Here is a 21,640-nt window from a genome sequence, read left to right as displayed (position 1 = left end):
CGTGCGACGCAAGGCGTCACCGGCTGGCGATTGTCTTGGGAAGAAGGCGGGCCACCCGGCGAGGCGGCCCGGGTTTCTTAGTTGGCCGGCTTCAGGCGCACGAACATGTAGCGCGAGTTGCCCCAGTTCGTGACCGGGTTGGCGTAAGGATCATCGGCGGTCGGGTAGCCCTTCCAGTAGGTCTGATCCATCGCGGTGAAGACGTTGTAGGCCATCAGCGGGATGATCGGCATTTCGCGCGTCATCAGCTTGACGTAGTCACGGCCGAGCTCGACGCCCTTGGGATCGTCGAAGTCGATCTTGCGAATGTCCTCGATGATCTTGTCGAGTTCTGGATGAGTCCAGCGCTGCCAGTTGCGCAGCGGTTGCGACTTGCCGGGCTCGGCGACGAACTGGGAATGCCAGCTATCCATGAAATAGGACAGGTCCTGGTGCCCGCCCCAGGTCTCGACACTCCAGCCGATGAAGGCGTCGAAATCGCCGGCCGCGCGCCGCGTCAGCAGCGTGCCCTGCGCAACGTCGATGCGCGCATCGATGCCGGCCTGCTTCCATTGCTGCACGATCATCGTGCCGGCCCGCGTCATCACCGGCCGAAGGTCGCCCTCGACCATGAGCCTGACCACAAAGGGCTTGCCGTCGGGCGTCAGCCATTGGTTGCCCTGCTTGTGGAAGCCGGCGCGTGTCAGCAGTTCGCCCGCCGCGGCGACATTGGTCTTCCACCAACCGAGGCCGAAGGAATTGCCGATCACCGTCGGGTCGGAGGGGATCTGGTCGCCCATGGAGGGGCGCAGCATATCGGCGATCTGCTTGCCGACCGTCGGGTCGTAGGGCTTGACCTTGCTCTTGCCGGTATCGATCTCGAAATCCTTGAGCCAGGCCTCCATCGGCTTGTGATAGGCCTCTGGATGAATGCCGGTCGGCGGCACGGCGATCGCCGAGATGGTCGCGGCGCCGCGATAGGCTGCCATCGTCACCGCCTTGATGTCGATCATCAGCGCCAGCGCCCAGCGCACGTCGCGGTTCCTGAGGTGCTCGTTCTGGGTGTTGAAGATCACCGCCGGCAGGGTCGGGTCCGGATGGCCGTAGGGGAAGCCCTTGAACCAGGCGCGTGTGCCCTTGTTCTGCTTCGCCAGTGCAAACATCCCTTCGGGGGCGATGTCGTGGATGACGTCGAGCTCATGGTTGAGCTGGGCGATGACGCGCTTGTCGGGTGGGCCGGGGTCGATATAGGCGAGATATTTCGGTCCCGGCTTGCCGTGGCGGCCGAGCGAGCTGCGCTGCCAGTCGTCGCGCAACTGCCAGATGTACCATTTCCCGTCGGGATCGAAGGAGTGCAGCGTATAGGCGCCGAGCGAGACCGGCTTGTTGAAGTCGAACTTCGCGGGGTCCTCGACCTTGTCGAAGACATGCTTGGGCAGGATCCAGATTGCGCCCCAACGAACCGTAAAATTGGTGTGGAAGCGGGAGTTCGGCTTCTTCAGCTTGAAGATCACCGTTTCCGCATCGGGCGCCTCGACGGAGGCGACATTATTGGCCAGCACGGCCGAAAAGCGCATGTTCGGATTCTTGACCTGGATGTCGACCGTCGCCTTGACGTCTGCCGAGCTGAACTCGACGCCGTCGCTCCAGAACAGGCCGCGTCGCAGCTTGACCCGCATCTCGGTGAATTCGGCATTGTAGACCGGCTTCTCCGCGGCGAGGGAATTGTCCCAGGCACCGTCCAGGCCCTTTTCGGGATCGATGTACCAGAGCGTGTCGAGCGCCGCCTGTTGTAGCCCGTTCGACTGGCTGCCGGCGTTGATCGCCCAGATGTTGAACCAGCCCGCGTTTTTGATCGTCCCTTCCGGGTTCTCGAGGATCAGGAGTTCCTTGCGCGGAATGTTCTGCGGAATGCCCTGCGCCGCCGCGGAAGAGGGGGATAGCGGCAGCGTTGGAATCACCAGCGAAGCGACAAGCATCCAGGCGCCCAAGCGCGTCATCGTCACCTCCCTGAAGACGGGGCGTTTATCGCCCTTCATGCCCGAGAGCTTAGGGGGTGCCCAATAATGGAGCAACGATAGATGTGATTTATATCAGAAGGTTGGATATTGATATGGCAAGGCATTGATTCCGCATAAAATTCGGACATCCGTTCGATCGAGCTGCATCAGCGCGATCGAACGGGTCCGCCCCGCCGGGACAGCTTGGCTTCAGGCTTGTCGATAGTGTCCTGGCGCCCAGGACGACGCCGGGGTCGACCAACTTGTCGACCCCCTCCCTCTTCGGCTTCGAGACCGTCTTCACGCCCAACTCGCCCATCTGGAAGGGCACGCCGATCTCGCTCGCTCCTACCCAGCCAACCTTTACCCAGCCAAGACCTCTTCTGCCGACCTGTAGGGTTTCTGAAGGCTCGCCGCGACCGGAGCATTCGTGATGTTCCCGCGATGGACATTGAGGCCGGCCGCAAGGTGAGGATCGCGGCGAATGGCATCGAGGCCGTTCGAGGCCAGGGCGAGCCCGAATGGGAGAGTGGCGTTGTTCAGGGCGTAGCTCGAGGTGAGCGGAACGGCCCCCGGCATGTTCGCGACGCAATAGTGGATCACGCCATCGACCTCATAGGTCGGATCGGCATGGGTGGTCGCGTGCGAGGTCTCGAAGCAACCGCCTTGGTCGATCGCGACGTCGACGAGCACCGCGCCGCGCTTCATGCCCGACAATTGTGCTCGCGACACGAGCCTCGGCGCCGCGGCACCCGGGATGAGCACGGCCCCGATGACGACGTCGGCGGCGAATATCTCCGTCTCGATCGCGTCGAGCGTCGAGAAGCGCGTGCGCACCCGACCGCCGAACAATTCGTCGAGTTGCCGCAAGCGCGGAAGCGACCGATCCAGGATCACCACATCCGCACCCAGCCCTGCCGCCATACGCGCAGCATGCGTTCCCACGACGCCGCCTCCGATCACGACAATGCGCGCCGGGGGCACTCCGGGCACGCCGCCGATCAACATGCCACGTCCTCCTGCAGGGCGCTTGAGAGAAACCGCAGCAGCCTCGATCGCGAGCCGCCCGGCAACTTCGCTCATCGGCGCAAGAAGAGGCAGGCCGCCGAAGCGGTCCGTGACGGTCTCATAGGCTATGGCTGTAACGCCGGATGCTACCAGGCCGGCGGCCTGCGCTGGATCGGGAGCCAGATGCAGGTAGGTGAACAGGATCTGGCCTTCTCGCAGCTGCGCCCATTCGCCCGGTTGCGGCTCCTTGACCTTCACGATCATGTCGGCCTCGGCAAACACCTCGGCCGCGCTCGCCACGATGCGAGCGCCGGCGGCCTCGTAGGCAGCGTCTGACGCCGAAATGCCGGCCCCCGCTCCCGTCTCGACGATCACCGCGTGGCCGGCGGATCTGTATTCTCGCACGGCTTCTGGCGTCAGCCCGACGCGGTATTCGTGAACCTTGATTTCTTTCGGAACGCCGACACGCATAGCACCCCTCCCATTGGTTTATGGGTTCAGCATATCGCGCTTCGTCACGGCGTTTCCTGCGTTATGCGTCGATTTTTCAGTAGGCGGCGCGTGATAACGGCGTAGCATGGGCGAAAGCTGTTGCTTTCCTGCGCAGAGCTGCACTTCAGGTCCAGAATCTCATGCCCCTCGATCATCTCTCCCGCGCGTTGCTGAAGGAGCTCGTCCGAGATGGTCGCACGAGCCATGTCAAACTTGCTGAGACAATCGGGTTGTCGGCGACGGCCGTTGCGCGCCGGCAGCGCACGCTCGAAGAAGAGGGAGTCATCGTCGGCTATCACGCCCGCCTCAGTCAAAAGGCTCTCGGACTCGGGGTCACGGTCATCGTTCGGCTCGCTTTGGACAGTCAAAGCGAAGAGGCGCTCGCCGCTTTCGAGAAGGCGGTGGCACGCTGCCCGTCCGTGCTCCGGTGTTTTCTAATGTCCGGTGCCGACGACTATCTGCTGACAGTCGTTGCGAGCGATGTCGAAGATTTCGAGAATGTGCATAAATCCCAGCTTTCTCGACTGCCGCATGTTGCGCGAATTCAATCGAGCTTTGCCTTGCGGCAAATCATCGACCGGCCCGTTCTGCCGTGAGGCTGCAGGTTAGCCTTCTGAAGGTCAGCCTCTTGCAGCTCAGCCCTGAGCGGTGGCGCGCGCGTCGGCCTTGATGCGCTCCATCATGGCACGGACGCCGTTCGAGCGCTGCGGCGTGAGATGGGCGGCAAGGCCCAGGCGTTCGTAGATGGCGAAAGCGTCGGTCGCGAGGATCTCCTTCGCGGTCCGGCCGGAATGGATGGCGAGCGCCAGCGCCACCAGCCCGCGCACGATATGCGCGTCGCTGTCGCCGCTGAAATGCAGCACGCTGTCGGGGCCGGCCGGGCCCTCGCGCTGCGCCACGAGCCAGACCTGGCTGGCGCAGCCGCGGACCTTGTTGGCGTCGTTATGGTCCGCCTCGGGCAAGGGCGTCAGGCCTTTGCCGAGTTCGATCAGATAGCGATAGCGGTCGTCCCAATCGTCGAGCAGCTCGAAATTGGCGATGATCTCGTCGAGGTTGGTGCTCATGTCCACGCTGCGCAATGAGGATGCCGGCTCCCGTCGTCCAAGATGTCGTCCGGGAACATGGCAGACAGCGTCTTCGGCGCGTCACCCTGCGTCGTCAAGCGTCGGCGTGCCGCAGGCGCTCTGTGTCGGCCTATCCTAGAGCATTGCGCGAAAAAGCGGGCACCGATTTTTCGCGCAATGCTCTCAACTCTTGGAATCGATCATGTTTTTCGCATTCGGACGGTCCGTCCGAATGCGACATGATCTAACGCGAGCCGGCTTTGCTGTCCTGCTCGGAGGCTCCAGGGCGGGCGGTGGCTCCCGGCAGCGCGAGCGACAAGACGCGCTGGCGCGTATCGGGATCGAGCCCGGCGAGGATCTGCGCGGCCTCGCGGGCGGCGGTGAGGCTTTGCATAGCGCTGTGGGTGTTGATCCCTGCCGCGGATTTCGCGACGCCGCGCGCCGCATCGACGGCGCTGCTCGCCATCGACTTCCCCTCATGGACCGGCGAGTTCAGCGCAATCACGCCGATCACCGCCAGGCTGCGCAGAATATAGGCCATGCTGCGTCCCCGTTCCCGCATCTCTCCCGAACCCGCTGGCATCATAGCCTGCGAACCCGAAAGATCGCGTCATCCCGAAGCCGCGCATTTGAAGCAAATGCGTGATGCGATCTTCAGTTTCCATTCACCCTGCCAGCAACATCGTCACCGCGCGGTGCAGCTTTCCGATTTTCCACAAGCCACTGAAATTAATCATATTATTCGCCAATCTGAGGTGCCGGGCCGGCCTTGCTGCGCCGTGCCCTTAAGCCCCGCTTAAACTGACGATGGCGAGGATCACTGCAACACGGGTGAACCAGCCCTCAGAAGGTCAGGCGTTTGCGGTTTCTCATGACGATGTCTGCGATCAGGACACAGGTGGCGGCGTTGGTGCACGCATCGGTGCTGCCGAACTCGCTCGAGCGCATGCGGCATGAGCGCTTCATTCTGACGCGCCTCATGGTCGGCGCCGTCGCGCTCGGCCTGGCGCCGGCCTATCTGGCCTGGCGCGGAACCTTGGGTACGCTCGAAGCTCTCATCATGATCGCCGCCGCCCTGCCGCTGATTGCGGTCGTCACGCTCTCGCGCAGCGGCCGGCTCGACATCGCCCATTGCATCTCGGCGAGCGCGCTGGCGCTGTTCATCGCCGCGCTTGCCGGGATGACGGGCGGCGCGGGATCGCCCCTGCTGCTCTGGCTGGCGGCCGTGCCGACCGAGGCGATGTTCTTCGGCTCGCGGCCCTATGTGGCGCGCGCCAGCGCCATCGCTGCCATTGCGCTCGGCAGCGTCGTGATCTTGCAGCAGCTCGGCGCCTTCGCGGCGCCGGCGCCCTGGACCTCGGGCATGATGCCAAGCTTCGTCATGATCGCGATCCTGTACGCGATGGCGGTCGCCGTGGGCTTCCTGCACCGGCGCGATGACGAATTGCGCGAGCATCGCGCCTCCGATGCGCGCGCGCAGCTCCTGCTGGACAATGTCGGCGATCTCGTCACCTGGCACGATGCCGGCGGCTCCGTCCTGTTCGCCAATGCCGCGGCCAAGGCGCTCGCCGGAGCCGATCCGCAGGATCTGCGCGGGCGCGGCCTGTTCGAGCGGGTGCATATCGCCGACCGGCCGCTCTTCCTCAAGGCGCTGAGCGACGCAGCCCATGGCGGCGGTGTCTCCACCGCCTGCTTCCGGACGCTCTTCGTGCCGCGCGGCGGCGACGCTGACGGCAGGACGCCGGTCTCGCTCTGGCTGGAGATGCGCGCGCACCGGATCGAGGACGCAGGCGCCAGGGACGGGGTGGCGGTGGTCTGCGTGATGCGCGACATCACGGCCCGCCAGGCGCTGGAAGAGGAGCGCGCCCGCGGTCATGCCGAGGCCTTGAAGGCCAGCGACGTCAAGGGCCAGTTCCTCGCGACCGTCAGCCATGAACTGCGCACGCCGCTGAACGCCATCATCGGTTTCTCCGAGATGCTGAGCAATGATGCGCAGGAGTGGCTCGACGCTGAGAAGCGCCAGGAATACGCCAAGATCATCCATGGCTCGGGGCATCACCTGCTCGATGTCGTCAACACCTTGCTCGACATCTCCAAGATCGAGAGCGGCGCGATGACGATCGAGCAGGAGCCGATCGATATCGCCGCCGTGGCCCAGGATTGCTGTGCGCTGATGGCGTTGCGCGCCGAGACGAGCCAGGTCTCGCTGGAGCGGGTGCTGGGGCCTGATTTGCCGTCCGTTCTGGGCGATCGCCGCGCCTTGAAGCAGGTCATGATCAACCTGCTCTCCAATGCGGTGAAGTTCACGCCGGTCAATGGCCGCGTCGTGCTCGCGGTGGTTCGCGACGGCGATATGATCGACCTTTCGGTCGCCGATACCGGGATCGGTATCGCCGCTGCCGACCTGCCGAAGCTGGGCGACCCCTTTTTTCAGGCGGGTGGCAGTTATGACCGCAATTACGAAGGTACCGGCCTGGGCCTCTCCGTCGTGCGCGGCCTTGTCGGCCTTCACGGTGGTAAGCTGATGATCGAGAGCGCACCGGGGGTCGGCACGCGCGTCGCCGTCAGGTTGCCGGTCGGCGGCGTCGCCGCGAGCTCCCTGCCGGTCAAGATCACGACCTTCGCTCGCGCCCCGCGCCGCGGCCTCGACTCCAAAGAACCCGTCCGTCTGACCGCCTGATCAAGAGCCAAGCATGTCCGCAACGATAGCCGCCCGCGCCCGCTCCGGGTCCACTCTGACCGCGCCGATCAAGCGCGCCGCGCCGCCGCGCCGCAAGGCGCCCTGGCTGTCGCGGATCTGGCGGGCCGTCGGTCGCCGCCCGGGCCGCGCCTTCGTGCTGCTGGTCTTCACCGCGGTGGCGGCCGCGATCCTGGCCAATGCGATGCTGTTGCAGAAGGTGCGCCACCCCGCTCCGATCCTGTCGGCTCCGATGCAGGGACCCTATGCGCGCTCGGTTGAGCGCCGCACGGAGACGCCCGCCGCCGCCGTGACGCCCGCCGCCCAGCCCGCATCGGCTCAGGCCTCGACGCAGGGCTTCGTCCCGCCGGCCCGTCCGAGCGATCTGACGCAGCTCATCCGCGAGACCACGCAGCCGAGGCCGCCCGCCGCCGTCACCAACGTGCCGCGCACGCCCTCGGCCACGGCTGCCCCTGCGCCCGCGCCAGCGACCCGCAGTGCCTCCGTGCGCGATCCGATCGCCGATCTGATCAATGGCGGGGATATGCGGCCTCCGGCCGATATTCGCGGCGCCAAACCTTCACAGCGCTGAGCCTTCGCAATAGCCGCGGCTGGACAGGGCCGCGAAGGCGCTCTAGCCGGGACCGACATCCATTCGGGGATTTCGGACATGGCGCGCCTCACGAGCGATTTCTGGGTCTCGGCCTATCTGCGCCAGGCGGCGCATGACGGGCTGGTCGCGGTGTTGCGCCGGCGCGGCGCGAGCGAGGCCGGCGCGATTTTCGTCAAGCTCGACCGCCTCGACGGCACGGCGGCGCTCTATGGCCCTGCGCCGCAATCATTGGCTGATGACGAGGGCAACCGGCGCTTCCAGCTCATCCTCGATTCGGATCCGGCCTCGATCGAGGAGCGCGTCGCCCGCGAGCGGCGCTTCGATTCCGATCTCTGGCTGGTCGAGATCGAGAACCGGCAGGGCGACCCAAGGCTCGATCTCGTCGAAGCCTGATCGATTCCAAAAGTTCTGAGCATTGCTCCTGCGAAAAACCGGTACCCACTTTTTCGCGCAATGCTCAGGCCGATCAGCCGTTCTCGCGCCGCAGGCCGAGCTTGCGCATGACATCGGAGATGAGCGTCTGGTTCTCCGGCTTGGCGGCGCCGCTGCGATTGGGCGAATTGCTCGGATCCATCGCCGGCTGATGCCGGCCCCTGCGGCTGACGACCGGCGCACGCACGCCGGCAACCTGCATGATGATCCTGAGCGCCACAGCCGGCCTCACCAGGCGCATCAGAGCGACGAGGGCGAAGATCCGGTCGACCGAATGGGCCGCTTCGTCGCCGAGCCTGATCATGAAGCGTGTCGCGTCTTCCACGCTCGCCCCGGCCGCCGTCAACGCCAGCGCCGCGAGATCGCGCGATGTGTCGGCTTCCATCGCTTCCGCCAGGGCCTGCCCGCCGCCGACATAGCTTGCGATCGCGCCGAATGCGCCGGCGGGGTCGTCGCTGGCTGTGGCGAGCCAGCCCGCGAAGAGCTCTGGCGCGAGTTGCGGCCGCCGCTCCGCCGGGGCGAAGGAATCCAGCGCCGTCAGCGATTCGATGATCGCGGTTTTCCGTTGCGCGCCGGCCTGCAGATAAAGCGACGCCAGATCCGCGCTGGCGATATCGGGCCGCGCCAGCAGGAGCTGGGCGTAGGCGGGTTCGGTGCGCGAGCGCTCGAGTAACTGGTCGAGCACCATGCGGGGCAGGGGTGAGGCCGCATTGGCGATCAGCGCCAGATCGACCGGGCGCATGTCGCGAGCAGCCAGGATCAGGGCCGCCGTCGCGGTCAGATCCGCGCGCTCCGCGATGGCGAGCGCGATCTCGTCATCGCCCTGTTCCGCCAGGGCCTCGATTTCCGTGGCGGGGAGCGGCATGCCATGGCGCAGGAGCGCAACGACGACCGCGCCGCCGCGCGACTTCAGGGCCTGCAGCACGGATGCTGGTGCGTAACGCCAGCCGGCCAGTTTGCGCGCCAGGATCACGGCCGTGGCGTCGTCGATGGCGGGAATCAAAGCCTCCCCCATCTCGCGGAAGGCGTCGAGATCCTCCAGCGGCGGCTTGGGCAAGGACATCAGCAGATCGGCCTTCACCCGCAGCGAAACCTGGCTGAGATCGAGCCCGCCATCGCGCGCAAGGCGGGCGAGCTGGGCAAGTTCGGAGGTGATACGCGAGGGCATGAAGGGAACTCTGTGCGGAATTTCGATGGTCTCGCCACCCTAACTCACGAGGCTTTAAGAGGGTGTTAACCATGTCGAGGCCTGATGCGGACAGGAGGGCCTAAGCGTCGATGCGGGTTCTGCCCCGTATGGCTCGAAGCCCTGCTGACAACCGCGGTCCGGAGCGGGTGCTAAGGCGGGGAATCGGATTTCCGCAAGAGAGCCCGCTTCCGTTTCCAAAAGCTCAAGGCGCCAGACAAGGAGGCGCGTCACAATGGCCGATGTCATTCCGTTTGCGTCTCGTTCCAAATCTGCGTCTCCTGTCAAGGCGGTGCCGATCTCGCAGGAGAGCTCTCCGGCTCGCGGGACGGCGATGATTCTGTTCTTCACCGGCGTGCGCTACGAGCGCCAGGCCGAGGCTGCCGCGATCGACGGGCGCGTAACCCGCAAGCGCCGCGCCGCGCCGCGGGAAGGCCGTGCGAAAAGCGCCGGGCAGCCGGTGTGAGGACCGCTTGCCGAAGCCTGGCCTTGCTGTTCGCCCTGGCGGGAGGCGCCTGCACGGGCGATCTGGGACGTCCGCGCCCGAATCTCTGGAGCGATACGATTGCGCCGCAAGCCGGTTTCTGGTCGGCGACCTTTCGTGGCGAGGCGGCCTCCTATTTCAGGATGACCGATGACGAGGAGCAATTGCGCGACAGGGCCTGGCGGCTGGTCATGCCGGCGCATGAGCGCAATTTTTTCGAGCGCCAGGTCTCCGATCTCGCTCACGCGCGCATCCTGCCGGTCACGGCGCAGTCGAACGCGACGTCCGACTATTTTCGCGGCCTGACCGGCGGCTCCTATGCCTCTCAGGCCTCGCGCTATAACAGGCTCGCCGAGGATGCGAATGCCGACCGCCTGCTGGTCACGCCGTTTCGCGGCAATGCGGCGCGCGTCGTGGCGGCTGATCGCGTGCGCATGCGCGCCGTCGAAGGTTCGCCCCTGGTGCCGCCCGAGAAGGCCGACCCCGCCATGGCCCGCGTCGTCGAGAATGAGGGGCTGATCCTCTGGGTCTGCGAACGCGTATCCTTCCGGATCGAAAGCTACCGCTACGCGCTGGCGAACCTCGTGGTCGAGATGCCGTCGCGCGAGGCGATCAAGGCCGAGCGCAGCATCATGGCGCTGGAGGCGGAAGCCGGGCCGGCGTGCAAGCTGCCGCTCATCGGCGCCTTCGGCGGAGGCGGGGGCGCGCAGGAGCCTGCCGAGAGGGCGCCAAGGCCGCCGGTCGTCTACAAGGGCTGATCATTCGGCGAGCCCGCAGGCGACACCTGTCGCCAGCGCCTCGGCGTCTTCGCGATCGGACGGTTGTTTCGCCAGCACGCGGGCGACGATCAGGCCCTGCATCGTGTCGGAGACGATGCGCAATTCACGCACGGCCTCGCCCTCTTCGTCGCGCGCGGCCCGCTCGTCGCGCTGTTCCTCCGTCATCACCAGGAACTCGACCACGCCGCGGATCGCGGCGCGGTCGGTGATGGCGTAGAGCACGCCGCCGCCGCGCCGGTGCAGCGTCAGTCCGAGCGGCAATGTGCCGATGCGCGCGACGACGCGCATCGGGCCGGCGGAGAGATCGTAGCTGCAGATCGCGGTCACAGCCGCAGGATCGGCCTCGCGCGGCACCGGCAATCCGCTCTCAGTGCTGCGCGGCGAGACCAGTTCGGCATGGCCGCTCGTGCCCAGCGAGAGATAGGCGCTGGTGGCGTCGCTGTTGGAGAGGAGCGGGATCAGGAGCACCGTGACGATGTGGACGATGCCGGCGAGCACCAGCCCCGCGATGGTTCCGTAGGCGAGGCGCCGCGCGGCGCCGATGATCCGCATCGGCCAACGTCGCCGCGGTGTTGTGCCGGCCTGGCTCGGGAGAACCGGAGCCGTCTCGCGTTCCGTAGCCTGATCGAGCGTCGTCATCAGCAGCCGAGCCGGGCGATGCCGGGCAGGACATCGGGCCGCAATTCGCTGGCCTGGCTCGAAATCGGCGTGTCGTAGAGCCGCAGCCGGAGTTGGAAACGCCCGCTACCCGGCAGCGGCAGCCAGTTTCCGGTCTGCGGCTCGGCCGCCGCCGTGATGTGCAGGATGCCGCTCTCCTCGCGGACGACTTCCGCATCGGTGAAGCCGTTGCGGTCGAGCGGCAGGCGGAACGGCCGCCCATCCATGTCGCTGACACTCAATGACCAGCCGCGCGTCGTCGGCGTCACTCCCGAGACCAGATAGCGGCAACGCCCGTCGAGCGCCTGGCCGCCATCGTCGCGGCTCGCGATCAGTTCGAGGCCTTCGCCCGCGCCTAGCGGCACATGGACGCCGCGCGCCAGATAGGCGCGCATATAGGGGTCGACATCGCGCCCGCCGCCGCGCGGCCAGGCGTCCCACGGGCCGATCCTGACCATGCCGATGAGCGGCCTGCCGGCAACGGCGAAATGGGCCGTGCCGAGCCCGAGCCCGGCACCGAGTGCGATGACGTAAGCGAGATCCAGCGCGCGCACGGCCTTGCTTTCCGAACCGGCTGACGACAGGCCGGTGGTCGGAGTTGAACCAGCCCGGCCCGCCGCGTCAACCTGGGCCCAGCGACCGGCAACCTATGTCAGCGTAGGCGCGTCTCGCGCCCGGGCGAAGAGACCTCGCGGATGCCGACCTGAATGGATGTGCCGCGCGTGCGGGAGGCCTCTATCGTCTTGAACATGGAGCCGACCGCCGAGAGCACCTCGAAGGATTGCCGTGGCATATGGCCAGCGCCGGGGCCCGAAACCTGTGCAACGCGCGACGTCTCCGGGCTGCCCGCCCTAGCGATCGTCATGGCTTTGGGGTCTGTCGCGGGTGTGACGCCCGGGATCGGCTTCAGCTCGAGCCCCTGATGGGCGAACTGCATGATCTCCTTCCAGGCCATCGCCGGCAGGGAGCCGCCGGTCATGTTCGCGGTCTCGGAGCTGTCGTCATTGCCGAACCAGACCGCGCCGACGAGATTGCCGGAGAAGCCGACATACCAGGCGTCCTTGTAGCCGTTCGTGGTGCCGGTCTTGCCAGCGGTCACGACGCCGTCCAGCGCGGCGCGCCGGCCGGTGCCTTCGGTCGGCACCTTGGAGAGCATGAAGTTCATGTCCTGCGCCACCTGCGTGCTCAGGACCTGCTCGGGGGCCGGCTCATCGCGGTCGTGCCGGTAGATCTCTTCGCCTTGCGAGTTGCGGATCTCGATCGCGACATAGGGTTTTGCGCGCTTGCCACCATTGGCGAAGACCGAATAACCGGCCGCCATGTCGATCACCGTGACCTCGGCCGCGCCGATCGGCAGGGACACCGTGTCGGTCAGCGGCGTGGTCAGGCCCATGGCCCGGCCGGTCGCGATGATCTTCATCCGGCCGATGCGGGCGGCTCGGGCCTCATGCGTCTCGCCAGTCGCCTTGCCGATCGCAATCGACATCTGCACCGGGATCGTATTGATCGATTTCGCCAGCGCTACGGTCAGCGGTATCGAGCCGGCATAGGAGCGCCCGTAATTGTTCGGGCACCAGTTGCCGATGCAGATCGGGCGGTCGGTGACGATGGTGTTGGGCCGGTAAAGACCCGACGACAGCGCCGCCGCATAGACGAAGGGCTTGAAGGACGATCCCGGCTGCCGCAGGCTCGACGTCGCGCGGTTGAACTGGCTGATGCCGTAGTCGCGCCCGCCGACCATGGCCCGCACCGCCCCGTCCGGGTCCATAACGGTGGTCGCTGCCTGCTTGACCCGATAGGCGGGGCCGTTCTGGCGCAGGACCTGCTCGATCGCCTTCTCCGCCTGTCCCTGGATCGCGGGATCATGCGGCGTCTTTACGGTCAGCACCCGGTCCGAGCCGATCTTGCCCTCGTCGGCCAGGTGCTTGATCTCGTCGAAGGCCCAGTCGAGATAGTAATCCGGGTTGGAATCGCGCTTGCGGTCGACCGGCGTCGCCGGGTTGCGTTTGGCGCTGTCGATCTGGCCCGCCGTCAGGAAGCCGGCATCGACCATTGCGTTCAACACGTCGCCGGCGCGTGCGCGGGCGGCGGGCAGGTTGACATGGGGGGCGTATTTCGTCGGCGCCTTGAATAGCCCGGCCAGCATCGCGGCTTCCGCCAGCGACACGTCCTTGACTGATTTGCCGAAGTAATACTCCGCCGCCGCCGCCACGCCGAAGGTGCCGCCGCCCATATAGGCGCGGTCGAGATAGAGCTTCAGGATCTCGTTCTTGCTCAACCGGGCTTCCAGCCAGAGCGCCAGGAAGGCTTCCTTGATCTTGCGGTCGAGCGAGCGCTCATTGCTGAGGAAGAGGTTCTTGGCGAGCTGCTGCGTCAGCGAGGAGCCGCCCTGGACGACGCCGGAGGCGCGCGCATTGACCGTCATGGCCCGCAGCGTGCCGAAAATGTCGATGCCGAAATGGTCGTAGAAGCGCCGGTCCTCGGTTGCCAGAAGCGCCTTGACCAGATGGTCGGGCATCTCCTCGAGCTTCAGCGAGTCGTCATGGCGCGCGCCGCGATGGCCGAGCTCCGAGCCGTAGCGGTCGAGGAAGGTCACGGCGAAGACCTGGTTCTTCAGCGCCTCCTCGCGCCCTTCCCGGAAGGAGGGGATCGCCAGGGACAGCATCAGCAGGCTGCCGACGATGCCGATGTTCAGGCCTTCGCTGGCGAATTCGGCGGCGATGCGCTTGCCGCCGGTGGCTGTGAAGCGGTCGGCGAAGCTGCGGATGCGCTCATAGATCTCGCCGGCGCGGCGGCCTGAGCCCCAGAGGCCGGCATCGACCCATGAATCGACGCCAAGCGCGAAGCGCTTCAGACGTGTCCCCCAGCCTGCCTTCCTGAACTCCATCGCCGTTCTGGAACTCCACGAGAGAGCTGCCGTCCGAAAGATTGCGTCACCGTCCTGCCGCGACGCAATCGCCTTGGCAACGCAATCTGCGACAGCAAACACATATGCGCCGCTTTGTCTCCAGGTAAGGGAGGAAAGCGCAGCCGCGATCGTTGTCCGCAGATTTCGGGCCTGCCGGGTTCCATGCTTTTTCGGACAACTCCGCAAGGATTATCGGTGGGAGCCTCGTTTGGATGCGCGCTTGCGTCGGCTTCCCTCGCGCGGCGGGGCGGCGCATAAGCACAGGCATGACCGAAAAGCCGTCCCCGACCGAGCCCTTCTGGCGCACGACCTCGCTCGAGGAGATGAGCAAGGAGCAATGGGAATCGCTCTGCGACGGTTGCGGTCGGTGCTGCCTGATCAAGCTTGAGGATGAGGATAGCGGCGAGATCCTCGCGACCAATGTCGGCTGCCGCCTGTTCGATGCCGGCTCCTGCCGCTGCAAGGACTACCCCAACCGCTCCAGCATCGTACCCGATTGCATCACGCTGACGCCGGAAGCGGTGCGCACGCTGCGCTGGCTGCCGCCGACCTGCGCCTATCGGCTGGTCGCGACGGGGCGCGATCTGCCCTGGTGGCATCCGCTGGTCTCGGGCGATCCGCGCACCGTGGTCGAGGCGGGCGTGTCGGTGAAGGGGCGCGTCTCCGGCAGCGAGGACGAGGTCTCCGAGGACGACATGCCGGAGCGGATCGTCGCCTGGCCGCTGCGCTGGCCGCGCGCGGCGAAGAAGCGCAACGCGTCCGAATGAGGGGCGGTGCATTCTGAAGAATGCACTTGGAGAGCGATTGCTTCAGATATGGTCGCGGCCTGAGTGTGATTTTTCCTGAGAGCCTGGCCGATAACGATGCCGCTGTTTTCAAAAGCTTGAACATTGGGGAAAAACGCGCCGTCATCCCGGACAAGCGGCGAAGCCGCGCCGATCCGGGATCCATGCCGGAGCGCTTGCAGGTGAGGTTCCGGAATGGATCCCGGGTCTCCTTGCAGTCGCCCGGGATGACGGCGCGTTTCCCGAAATTCCGACCGACTGAAATCCTTGCTCACATTATCGACCTCTCAGGCCCGGCCGAGGCTTGCCATTTTGCGTGAAGTTCTAATTCTTACTTGCAAGAGTAAGGAATTCGCCGATGCGCATCACCTCCAAAGGCCAGGTGACGATCCCGGTCGATATCCGCGAGAAGGCCGGGCTCCTGCCGGATACCGAGGTCGACTTCGAGTCCGACGGCAAGGTCGAGCGGATTATGCGCGCGAAGTCTCGCGGCACGTCTCGCAGCAAGGCAGGTCGCGGCGACAAGCTGATCGCGCATATGCGTGGCCGGGGCGATGTCGCGATGAGCACAGCAGCCATCATGGTCCTGACACGCGATCCGGCGCGCTATCGCTCCTATTTCCCGACCGTGCCGCTCGTGACACCGGACGCATCGATGTCATAACGGCCCGCTTTGGCCTTGCCGCGACAGTCCGCTCATTGATTGTTCAGCTGCTTTTCGGCATGACCACGCCGTCCCCGCCGAACGGTCGCTTGCTGGCGCCCGCGGCGCTTCGCTGGAAACTTTTGGATCGCCGTCGCGTTGCCGCGGTGGCTGGATGAAGAGGCATTGGTGATGGCAGGCGGTAAATGGGTCTACACCTTCGGCGACGGCAAGGCCGAAGGCGAGGCGGGTATGAAGAACCTGCTCGGCGGCAAGGGCGCCAATCTCGCCGAGATGAGCAATCTGGGCCTGCCGGTGCCTCCGGGCTTCACCATCACCACCGAGGTCTGCACCTGGTATTACGATAACGGCAAGCAGTTCCCCTCCGAACTCGACGGGCAGGCCAAGGCGGCGCTGGCCGAGATGGCGCGGTTGACCGGCAAGGTCTTCGGCGACCCCGCCAACCCGCTGCTGGTCTCGGTGCGTTCGGGCGCGCGCGCCTCGATGCCGGGCATGATGGATACGGTGCTGAATCTCGGCCTGAACGACGTCACCGTCGAGGCCGTCGCCAAGGCCTCGGGCGATGCCCGCTTCGCCTGGGACAGCTATCGCCGCTTCGTCACCATGTATTCCAACGTCGTGCTCGACGTGGATCACGGCCATTTCGAGGAGGCGCTCGAGGACTATAAGGAGCGCAAGGGCCTGCATCTCGACACCGATCTGAGCGCCGAGGATTGGAAGGTGCTGGTCGGCAAGTACAAGGACATCGTCAAGAAGGCGCTGGGCTCGGAGTTCCCGCAGGATCCGGTGGCCCAGCTCTGGGGCGCGGTCGGCGCGGTCTTCTCCTCCTGGATGAATGCGCGTGCGATCAAATATCGCGAGCTCAACAACATCCCGGCCGCCTGGGGCACCGCGGTCAACGTCCAGTCGATGGTCTTCGGCAATATGGGCGACACCTCGGCGACCGGCGTCGCCTTCACCCGCAACCCCTCGACCGGCGAGAACGCGCTCTATGGCGAGTTCCTGATCAACGCCCAGGGCGAGGATGTCGTCGCCGGCATCCGCACGCCGCAGGACATCACGGAGGTCGCCCGCAAGGAGGCCGGCTCCGACAAGCCTTCGATGGAGAAGGCGATGCCCGAGGCCTATGCCGAGCTCGTGCGCATCTACGGCATCCTGGAGCGGCACTACCGCGACATGCAGGACATGGAGTTCACCATCCAGGAGGGCAAGCTCTGGATGCTGCAGACCCGTTCCGGCAAGCGCACGGCCAAGGCAGCGCTGCGGATCGCGGTCGAACTCGCCAAGGAAGGGCTGATCACGGAAGAGGAGGCGGTCGGCCGCATCGAGCCCGGCGCGCTCGACCAGCTGCTGCACCCGATGATCGATCCCAAGGCCGAGCGCCGCATCCTGACGACCGGCCTGCCGGCTTCGCCGGGCGCGGCCGCCGGCGAGATCGTCTTCAACTCCGACGATGCCGAAGCGGCGAAGAAGGCCGGCCGCAAGGTCATCCTCGTGCGCGTCGAGACGAGCCCTGAGGATATTCACGGCATGCACGCGGCCGAGGGCATCCTGACAACGCGCGGCGGCATGACCTCGCATGCGGCGGTCGTGGCGCGCGGCATGGGCAAGCCCTGCGTCTCCGGCGCCGGCCAGATCCGCGTCGACTACGCCAAGGGCACGCTGACGGTCGGTGCAACAACACTGAAGGCCGGTGATTTCATCACCATCGACGGTGCGGCCGGCCAGGTCATGCTCGGCGAGATCAAGATGCAGAAGCCCGAGCTCTCCGGCGAGTTCGGCACGCTAATGGGCTGGGCCGACAAGGTCCGCCGCCTCAAGGTTCGCGCCAATGCCGAGACGCCCGACGATGCCCGCACCGCGCGCGATTTCGGCGCCGAGGGCATCGGGCTCTGCCGCACCGAGCACATGTTCTTCGACGAGGACCGCATCCAGCCGATGCGCGAGATGATCCTGGCCCATGACGATGCCGGGCGGCGCACCGCTTTGGCAAAGCTCCTGCCGATGCAGCGGCAGGATTTCGTCTCGCTGTTCACGATCATGCACGGCCTGCCGGTGACGATCCGCCTGCTCGATCCGCCGCTGCACGAATTCCTGCCGCATGGCGAGGCCGAGATCGCCGCCGTCGCCAAGGCGCTCGGCGTCACGCCCGAGGCGCTGAAGCACCGCGCCGCCGAGCTGCATGAATTCAACCCGATGCTCGGCTTCCGTGGCGTGCGTCTGGCCATCGCCTATCCCGAGATCGCCGAGATGCAGGCCCGCGCCATCTTCGAGGCGGCGGTGATCGCCGCCAAGGAGACAGGCAAGCCGGTGATCCCGGAGGTGATGGTGCCGCTCGTCATGGGCGTGGCCGAGTTCGACCTCGTCAAGGCGCGTATCGACGCCATGGCGAAGGCGGTGATCACCGAGAGCGGCGTCGCTCTGACCTATCAGGTCGGCACCATGATCGAATTGCCGCGCGCCGCGCTGCGCGCCGAGGAGATCGCCAAAAGCGCCGAGTTCTTCTCCTTCGGCACCAACGACCTGACCCAGACCACGCTCGGCATCAGCCGCGACGATGCCGGCTCCTTCCTTGGCTCCTATACGGCCAAGGGCATCCTCGCCAACGACCCCTTCGTCACCATCGACCAGGAGGGCGTCGGCGAATTGGTGAAGCTTGCGACCGAGCGCGGCCGCAAGGCGCGCCCCGACATCAAGCTCGGCATCTGCGGCGAGCATGGCGGCGATCCCGCCTCGATCGGCTTCTGCGAGAGCGTCGGTCTCGACTATGTCTCCTGCTCGCCCTTCCGCGTGCCGATCGCGCGGCTTGCCGCCGCGCAGGCGGCGCTCGGCGCGGTCCGGGCCAAGGAAGGCTGAGGCGGAGCGTTTTCGAGCGAAGTGGGGACCGGTTCGCGTGAAGAAAACGCGTTCAAACAACGATCTAGCGTTCCGATAACTTCACATTCGGACCTAAGCGCTGCGTCATTCCGGACAAGCCGCGTTAGCGGCGCCGATCCGGAATCCATCGTAGAACTCTGTACCTTACGATGGATTCCGGGTCTCCGCTTCGCTCCGCCCGGGATGACGGCGTCTTTTGTTCGAAGCAAGAAGCCGCAGCGAGCAGGCGAAACGACCGAGATTCCCGGCGGCACTCCGCTCAGGGCGTGATCAGGATCGCGCCCTTCACGCTGCGCGCCTCCGCTGCTTCATGCACCGCGACGATCTCGTCCAGGGTGAAGCGCGCGCCGATATCGACCGTCACATGGCCCTTGGCGATGGCGTCGAACAGGTCGGCGGCATTGGCGCGGAAGCTCGCGGCATCGGCATTATGCGGAAAGATCGAGGGCCGGGTCAGGAACAGGCAGCCCTTCTTGTTGAGCAGATCCGGGTCGATCGCGGGCGCCGCGCCCGAGGCCGCGCCATAGCTGACGACGAGGCCGAAGGGCGCGGCGCAGTCGAGCGACTGCAGCAAAGTGTCCTTGCCGACGGCGTCGTAGACCACGCGCGCCTTGCGCCCGCCTGTCGCCTCCAGGAAGGCGGCGGGCCAGGCAGGATCGTTGAGGTCGATCACCGCCTTGCATCCGGCGGCCAGTGCCGCCTCGCGCTTCTCCGGCGAGCCGGTCGTGCCGATCACGGTCGCGCCGAGCGCGCTCGCCCAGCGCGACAGGATCTGGCCGACGCCGCCGGCGGCGGAATGGACCAGCAGCAGATCGCCGGGCTGGACCGCATGGGTCTTGCGCAGCAGGTACTGGGCGGTCAGCCCCTTGAACAGCAGGGTCGCTGCCGCCTCGTCGCTGACCGCGTCGGGCAGCGCGACCAGCTTGTCGGCCGGCACGTTGCGCCGGTCGGCGTAGGCGCCGACGCCGGCATTGATATAGGCGACCCGGTCGCCGGGCTTGATGCCGGTGACGTCGGGGCCGAGCGCCTCGACCACGCCGGCCGCCTCGAAGCCGAGGCCCGTCGGCAGCGGCAGCGGATAGATGCCCTTGCGCTGGTAGATGTCGATGAAGTTGAAGCCGATCGCGGTCTGGCGCAGGCGGACCTCGCCTTGCACTGGTGGCGGCAGCGTCTGCACCTCGACGGACAAGACGTCCGGCGGTCCGAATTCGCTGATGATGGCGGCGCGTCTTGTGGTCATGCGGCGTTGGCTCCAATGATATGAGCGCAATGACGCATGGATTAAGGTATGATGCAAGACGTACCTATGGCGAAGTGCGCCTTGAGCAAGACATGCCTGGAGCGAATTGATGCCTGACGACAGCGGCCATCCCGCGCCGGAGGAAATGGAGATCGGGGCGATCTTCGCCGCGCTCGCCGACCCGATCCGCCGCAAGGTCGTGCTCGCGCTCGCGGCCCGGCCGGATACGATCCGCCATTGCAGCTCCTTCGACCTGCCGGTGACGAAGGCGACGCGCACGCATCATTTCCGCGTGCTCAGGGAATCGGGCCTGATCCGCCAGGTCGATCTCGGCAACAGCCGCACGAACGCGCTGCGCCTTGCCGAATTGCAGCGGCGCTTTCCCGGACTGGTCGATCTTTTGATGGCGGAAGCCGCCGCGGCGTCTGGGCTCGTCGAAGCCGAGCCGGTATCGTGAGACCATGCAACGCAGTCTCACCACCATCGGCTTCGATGCCGACGACACGCTCTGGCAGAATGAGCAGTTCTTCAAGCTGACCGAGGCGCGCTTCGTCGCGCTGCTCGGCGAGCATGGCGAGGCGGCCGAGATTTCCGGCCGGCTGCTGGAGGCGGAGCGCCGCAACCTCGCCTTCTACGGTTTCGGCATCAAGGGCTTCGTGCTCTCGATGATCGAGACCGCGATCGAGGTCACGAAAGGCCAGGTGCCGGCTGCGGTCATCGGCGAGATCCTCGCCGCCGGCCGCGAGATGGCGGCCCATCCCGTCGAGACGCTGCCACATGCGCGCGAGACGCTCGAGGTGCTCTCCGACGAGTACAAGCTCGTCCTGATCACCAAGGGCGATCTCTTCGACCAGGAGCGCAAGCTCGCGCAATCGGGCCTCGGCGACTTCTTTGACGCAATCGAGATCGTCAGCGACAAGACGGTCGCGACCTATCAGCGGATTTTTGCGCGCCATGGCGACGGCGCCGAGCGGGCGATGATGGTCGGCAATTCCCTGAAGTCGGACATCTGGCCGGCGCTTGAGGCCGGAGCCTGGGCTGTACATGTTCCCCATGAACTGACCTGGGCGCTGGAGCACGCGCAGGAGCCGCAAGGGCAGGCCCGCTACGGCACACTCGCCGATCTCGGCGGTCTGGCCGCCCTCATTGCAGAACTCGCGGAAGCTGACCTGCGCTGACGCCTTAGTTTTCGCTGTCGGTGCTCGGCGGTGGGGCTGCATCCGCCTTGCTCAGGCTGCTGAAGCGGCAGCTCTCGGCCTTGCAGAGGCTCAGCTCGCGCCTGGCTGATCCGGCTGTGGCAGTGTTGGCGGCGATGCTCGCCAGATCGGGGAGGGCCGGTGGTCGCTCCGTGCTTCCGTCCTCCACTCAGAGTTGAGCGCTGGACCCGGCTTGCAAATTATGCTAGCCCAACCCACGTAAGACGAGATGCGGCCGGGTTCTGGCCAATCCTCCGCGCGGGCTTCCCCCGGTCGGCGGGCACGATTCAGATCCACCACTCATCGCTACAAGGCCATGGCGAGGCGTCCGCGCGTCGAGCCCTGGGTCTCATCGAATACGCGGATCTGAAACGTAAGGACTACCGTCTATGAACAAGGGCACCGTCAAGTGGTTCAACACCACCAAGGGCTATGGCTTCATCACCCCTGAGAACGGCGGACAGGACATCTTCGTCCACATCAGCGCCGTCGAGCGCGCTGGCCTGCGCGAGCTCCAGGAAGGTCAGGTCGTCTCCTACGAGCTGATCGCCGATCGCAAGACCGGCAAGTCCTCGGCCGGCAACCTCTCCGTCGGCTGA

22 protein-coding genes are annotated in these 21,640 nt (G+C 66.1%); 13 read left to right on the top strand and 9 right to left on the bottom strand.

Annotated elements, in window-relative coordinates:
* Positions 1–77 precede the first annotated feature (77 nt).
* Positions 78–1,979, bottom strand: coding sequence for an ABC transporter substrate-binding protein (locus tag BMZ97_RS11845; RefSeq protein ID WP_175525527.1), 1,902 nt, complete (start codon positions 1,977–1,979; stop codon positions 78–80).
* A gap of 363 nt (positions 1,980–2,342) precedes the next feature.
* Positions 2,343–3,458, bottom strand: a complete 1,116-nt coding sequence (ald, locus tag BMZ97_RS11840) for an alanine dehydrogenase (protein WP_092169305.1) — start codon at positions 3,456–3,458, stop codon at positions 2,343–2,345.
* Positions 3,459–3,619: 161 nt separating this feature from the next.
* Between ald and BMZ97_RS11835 the strand changes: the two genes are divergently transcribed.
* The gene (locus tag BMZ97_RS11835; protein ID WP_069690243.1) at positions 3,620–4,075 is read left to right on the top strand and encodes an Lrp/AsnC family transcriptional regulator; all 456 of its coding nucleotides are present in this window, start codon (positions 3,620–3,622) and stop codon (positions 4,073–4,075) included.
* Positions 4,076–4,114: 39 nt separating this feature from the next.
* On the opposite strand, the gene BMZ97_RS11830 is transcribed toward BMZ97_RS11835, so the two are convergent.
* Positions 4,115–4,543 (bottom strand): SufE family protein, encoded by a 429-nt coding sequence (locus BMZ97_RS11830; protein ID WP_092169302.1) that lies wholly within the window; start codon positions 4,541–4,543, stop codon positions 4,115–4,117.
* A 244-nt stretch (positions 4,544–4,787) separates the two neighbouring features.
* On the bottom strand, positions 4,788–5,084 hold the full coding sequence (locus BMZ97_RS11825; RefSeq protein ID WP_092169299.1) for a hypothetical protein: 297 nt from the start codon (positions 5,082–5,084) through the stop codon (positions 4,788–4,790).
* A gap of 330 nt (positions 5,085–5,414) precedes the next feature.
* On the opposite strand from BMZ97_RS11825, the gene BMZ97_RS11820 reads away from it, so the two are divergent.
* From BMZ97_RS11820 to BMZ97_RS11810, 3 genes are all read left to right on the top strand, one after another.
* Positions 5,415–7,223 (top strand): sensor histidine kinase, encoded by a 1,809-nt coding sequence (locus BMZ97_RS11820; protein WP_092169296.1) that lies wholly within the window; start codon positions 5,415–5,417, stop codon positions 7,221–7,223.
* Positions 7,224–7,236: 13 nt separating this feature from the next.
* Positions 7,237–7,812, top strand: coding sequence for a hypothetical protein (locus tag BMZ97_RS11815; protein WP_092169293.1), 576 nt, complete (start codon positions 7,237–7,239; stop codon positions 7,810–7,812).
* Positions 7,813–7,890: 78 nt separating this feature from the next.
* Positions 7,891–8,226, top strand: a complete 336-nt coding sequence (locus BMZ97_RS11810) for a DUF1491 family protein (RefSeq protein ID WP_092169290.1) — start codon at positions 7,891–7,893, stop codon at positions 8,224–8,226.
* Positions 8,227–8,299: 73 nt separating this feature from the next.
* On the opposite strand, the gene BMZ97_RS11805 is transcribed toward BMZ97_RS11810, so the two are convergent.
* On the bottom strand, positions 8,300–9,433 hold the full coding sequence (locus tag BMZ97_RS11805; RefSeq protein WP_092169287.1) for a hypothetical protein: 1,134 nt from the start codon (positions 9,431–9,433) through the stop codon (positions 8,300–8,302).
* Between the two features lie 253 nt (positions 9,434–9,686).
* Between BMZ97_RS11805 and BMZ97_RS30715 the strand changes: the two genes are divergently transcribed.
* Positions 9,687–9,917, top strand: coding sequence for a hypothetical protein (locus tag BMZ97_RS30715; RefSeq protein ID WP_139221204.1), 231 nt, complete (start codon positions 9,687–9,689; stop codon positions 9,915–9,917).
* Between the two features lie 23 nt (positions 9,918–9,940).
* A complete protein-coding gene (locus BMZ97_RS11800; protein ID WP_092169284.1) occupies positions 9,941–10,693 on the top strand; it encodes a hypothetical protein in 753 nt (250 codons plus the stop codon).
* Here BMZ97_RS11800 and BMZ97_RS11795 read toward each other — a convergent pair whose 3' ends face one another.
* From BMZ97_RS11795 to BMZ97_RS11785, 3 genes are all read right to left on the bottom strand, one after another.
* Complete coding sequence (locus BMZ97_RS11795) at positions 10,694–11,353, bottom strand: DUF1254 domain-containing protein (protein ID WP_092169281.1); 660 nt, start codon at positions 11,351–11,353, stop codon at positions 10,694–10,696. It lies immediately after the preceding gene.
* Positions 11,353–11,925, bottom strand: a complete 573-nt coding sequence (locus BMZ97_RS11790; RefSeq protein ID WP_092169278.1) for a DUF1214 domain-containing protein — start codon at positions 11,923–11,925, stop codon at positions 11,353–11,355. The genes BMZ97_RS11795 and BMZ97_RS11790 overlap by 1 nt, the downstream gene beginning before the upstream one ends.
* Before the next feature lie 98 nt (positions 11,926–12,023).
* The gene (locus tag BMZ97_RS11785; protein WP_092169275.1) at positions 12,024–14,258 is read right to left on the bottom strand and encodes a transglycosylase domain-containing protein; all 2,235 of its coding nucleotides are present in this window, start codon (positions 14,256–14,258) and stop codon (positions 12,024–12,026) included.
* 287 nt (positions 14,259–14,545) lie between these two features.
* Between BMZ97_RS11785 and BMZ97_RS11780 the strand changes: the two genes are divergently transcribed.
* The 4 genes from BMZ97_RS11780 (at position 14,546) to ppdK (ending at position 18,584) form a co-directional block, all read left to right on the top strand.
* A complete protein-coding gene (locus BMZ97_RS11780; protein WP_092169272.1) occupies positions 14,546–15,046 on the top strand; it encodes a YcgN family cysteine cluster protein in 501 nt (166 codons plus the stop codon).
* Positions 15,047–15,072: 26 nt separating this feature from the next.
* The gene (locus BMZ97_RS11775) at positions 15,073–15,384 is read left to right on the top strand and encodes a hypothetical protein (RefSeq protein ID WP_139221203.1); all 312 of its coding nucleotides are present in this window, start codon (positions 15,073–15,075) and stop codon (positions 15,382–15,384) included.
* 38 nt (positions 15,385–15,422) lie between these two features.
* Positions 15,423–15,728, top strand: coding sequence for an AbrB/MazE/SpoVT family DNA-binding domain-containing protein (locus BMZ97_RS11770; RefSeq protein ID WP_139221202.1), 306 nt, complete (start codon positions 15,423–15,425; stop codon positions 15,726–15,728).
* A gap of 171 nt (positions 15,729–15,899) precedes the next feature.
* Entirely contained in the window at positions 15,900–18,584 is a 2,685-nt protein-coding gene (gene ppdK / locus BMZ97_RS11765) for a pyruvate, phosphate dikinase (RefSeq protein WP_092169266.1), read from the top strand.
* Between the two features lie 280 nt (positions 18,585–18,864).
* Here the strand turns inward: ppdK and BMZ97_RS11760 are convergent, their stop codons facing one another.
* Entirely contained in the window at positions 18,865–19,845 is a 981-nt protein-coding gene (locus tag BMZ97_RS11760; protein ID WP_092169263.1) for a quinone oxidoreductase family protein, read from the bottom strand.
* 109 nt (positions 19,846–19,954) lie between these two features.
* Here BMZ97_RS11760 and BMZ97_RS11755 point away from each other — a divergent pair, with 109 nt between their 5' ends.
* From BMZ97_RS11755 to BMZ97_RS11740, 3 genes are all read left to right on the top strand, one after another.
* Positions 19,955–20,302 carry an ArsR/SmtB family transcription factor gene (locus BMZ97_RS11755; protein WP_092169260.1) on the top strand — a complete coding sequence of 116 codons (348 nt, stop codon included), beginning with the start codon at positions 19,955–19,957 and terminating at the stop codon, positions 20,300–20,302.
* Positions 20,303–20,306: 4 nt separating this feature from the next.
* Positions 20,307–21,023, top strand: coding sequence for an HAD family hydrolase (locus BMZ97_RS11750; protein WP_092169257.1), 717 nt, complete (start codon positions 20,307–20,309; stop codon positions 21,021–21,023).
* Between the two features lie 407 nt (positions 21,024–21,430).
* Positions 21,431–21,640: a cold-shock protein gene (locus tag BMZ97_RS11740; RefSeq protein WP_092169251.1), complete on the top strand. Its 210-nt coding sequence runs from the start codon at positions 21,431–21,433 to the stop codon at positions 21,638–21,640.

The organism is Allobosea sp. OK403 (genome assembly GCF_900113835.1).
Lineage (GTDB): Bacteria > Pseudomonadota > Alphaproteobacteria > Rhizobiales > Beijerinckiaceae > Allobosea.
Note: the sequence above shows the minus strand (reverse complement) of the source record. Positions and strands in the feature narration are given on the sequence as shown.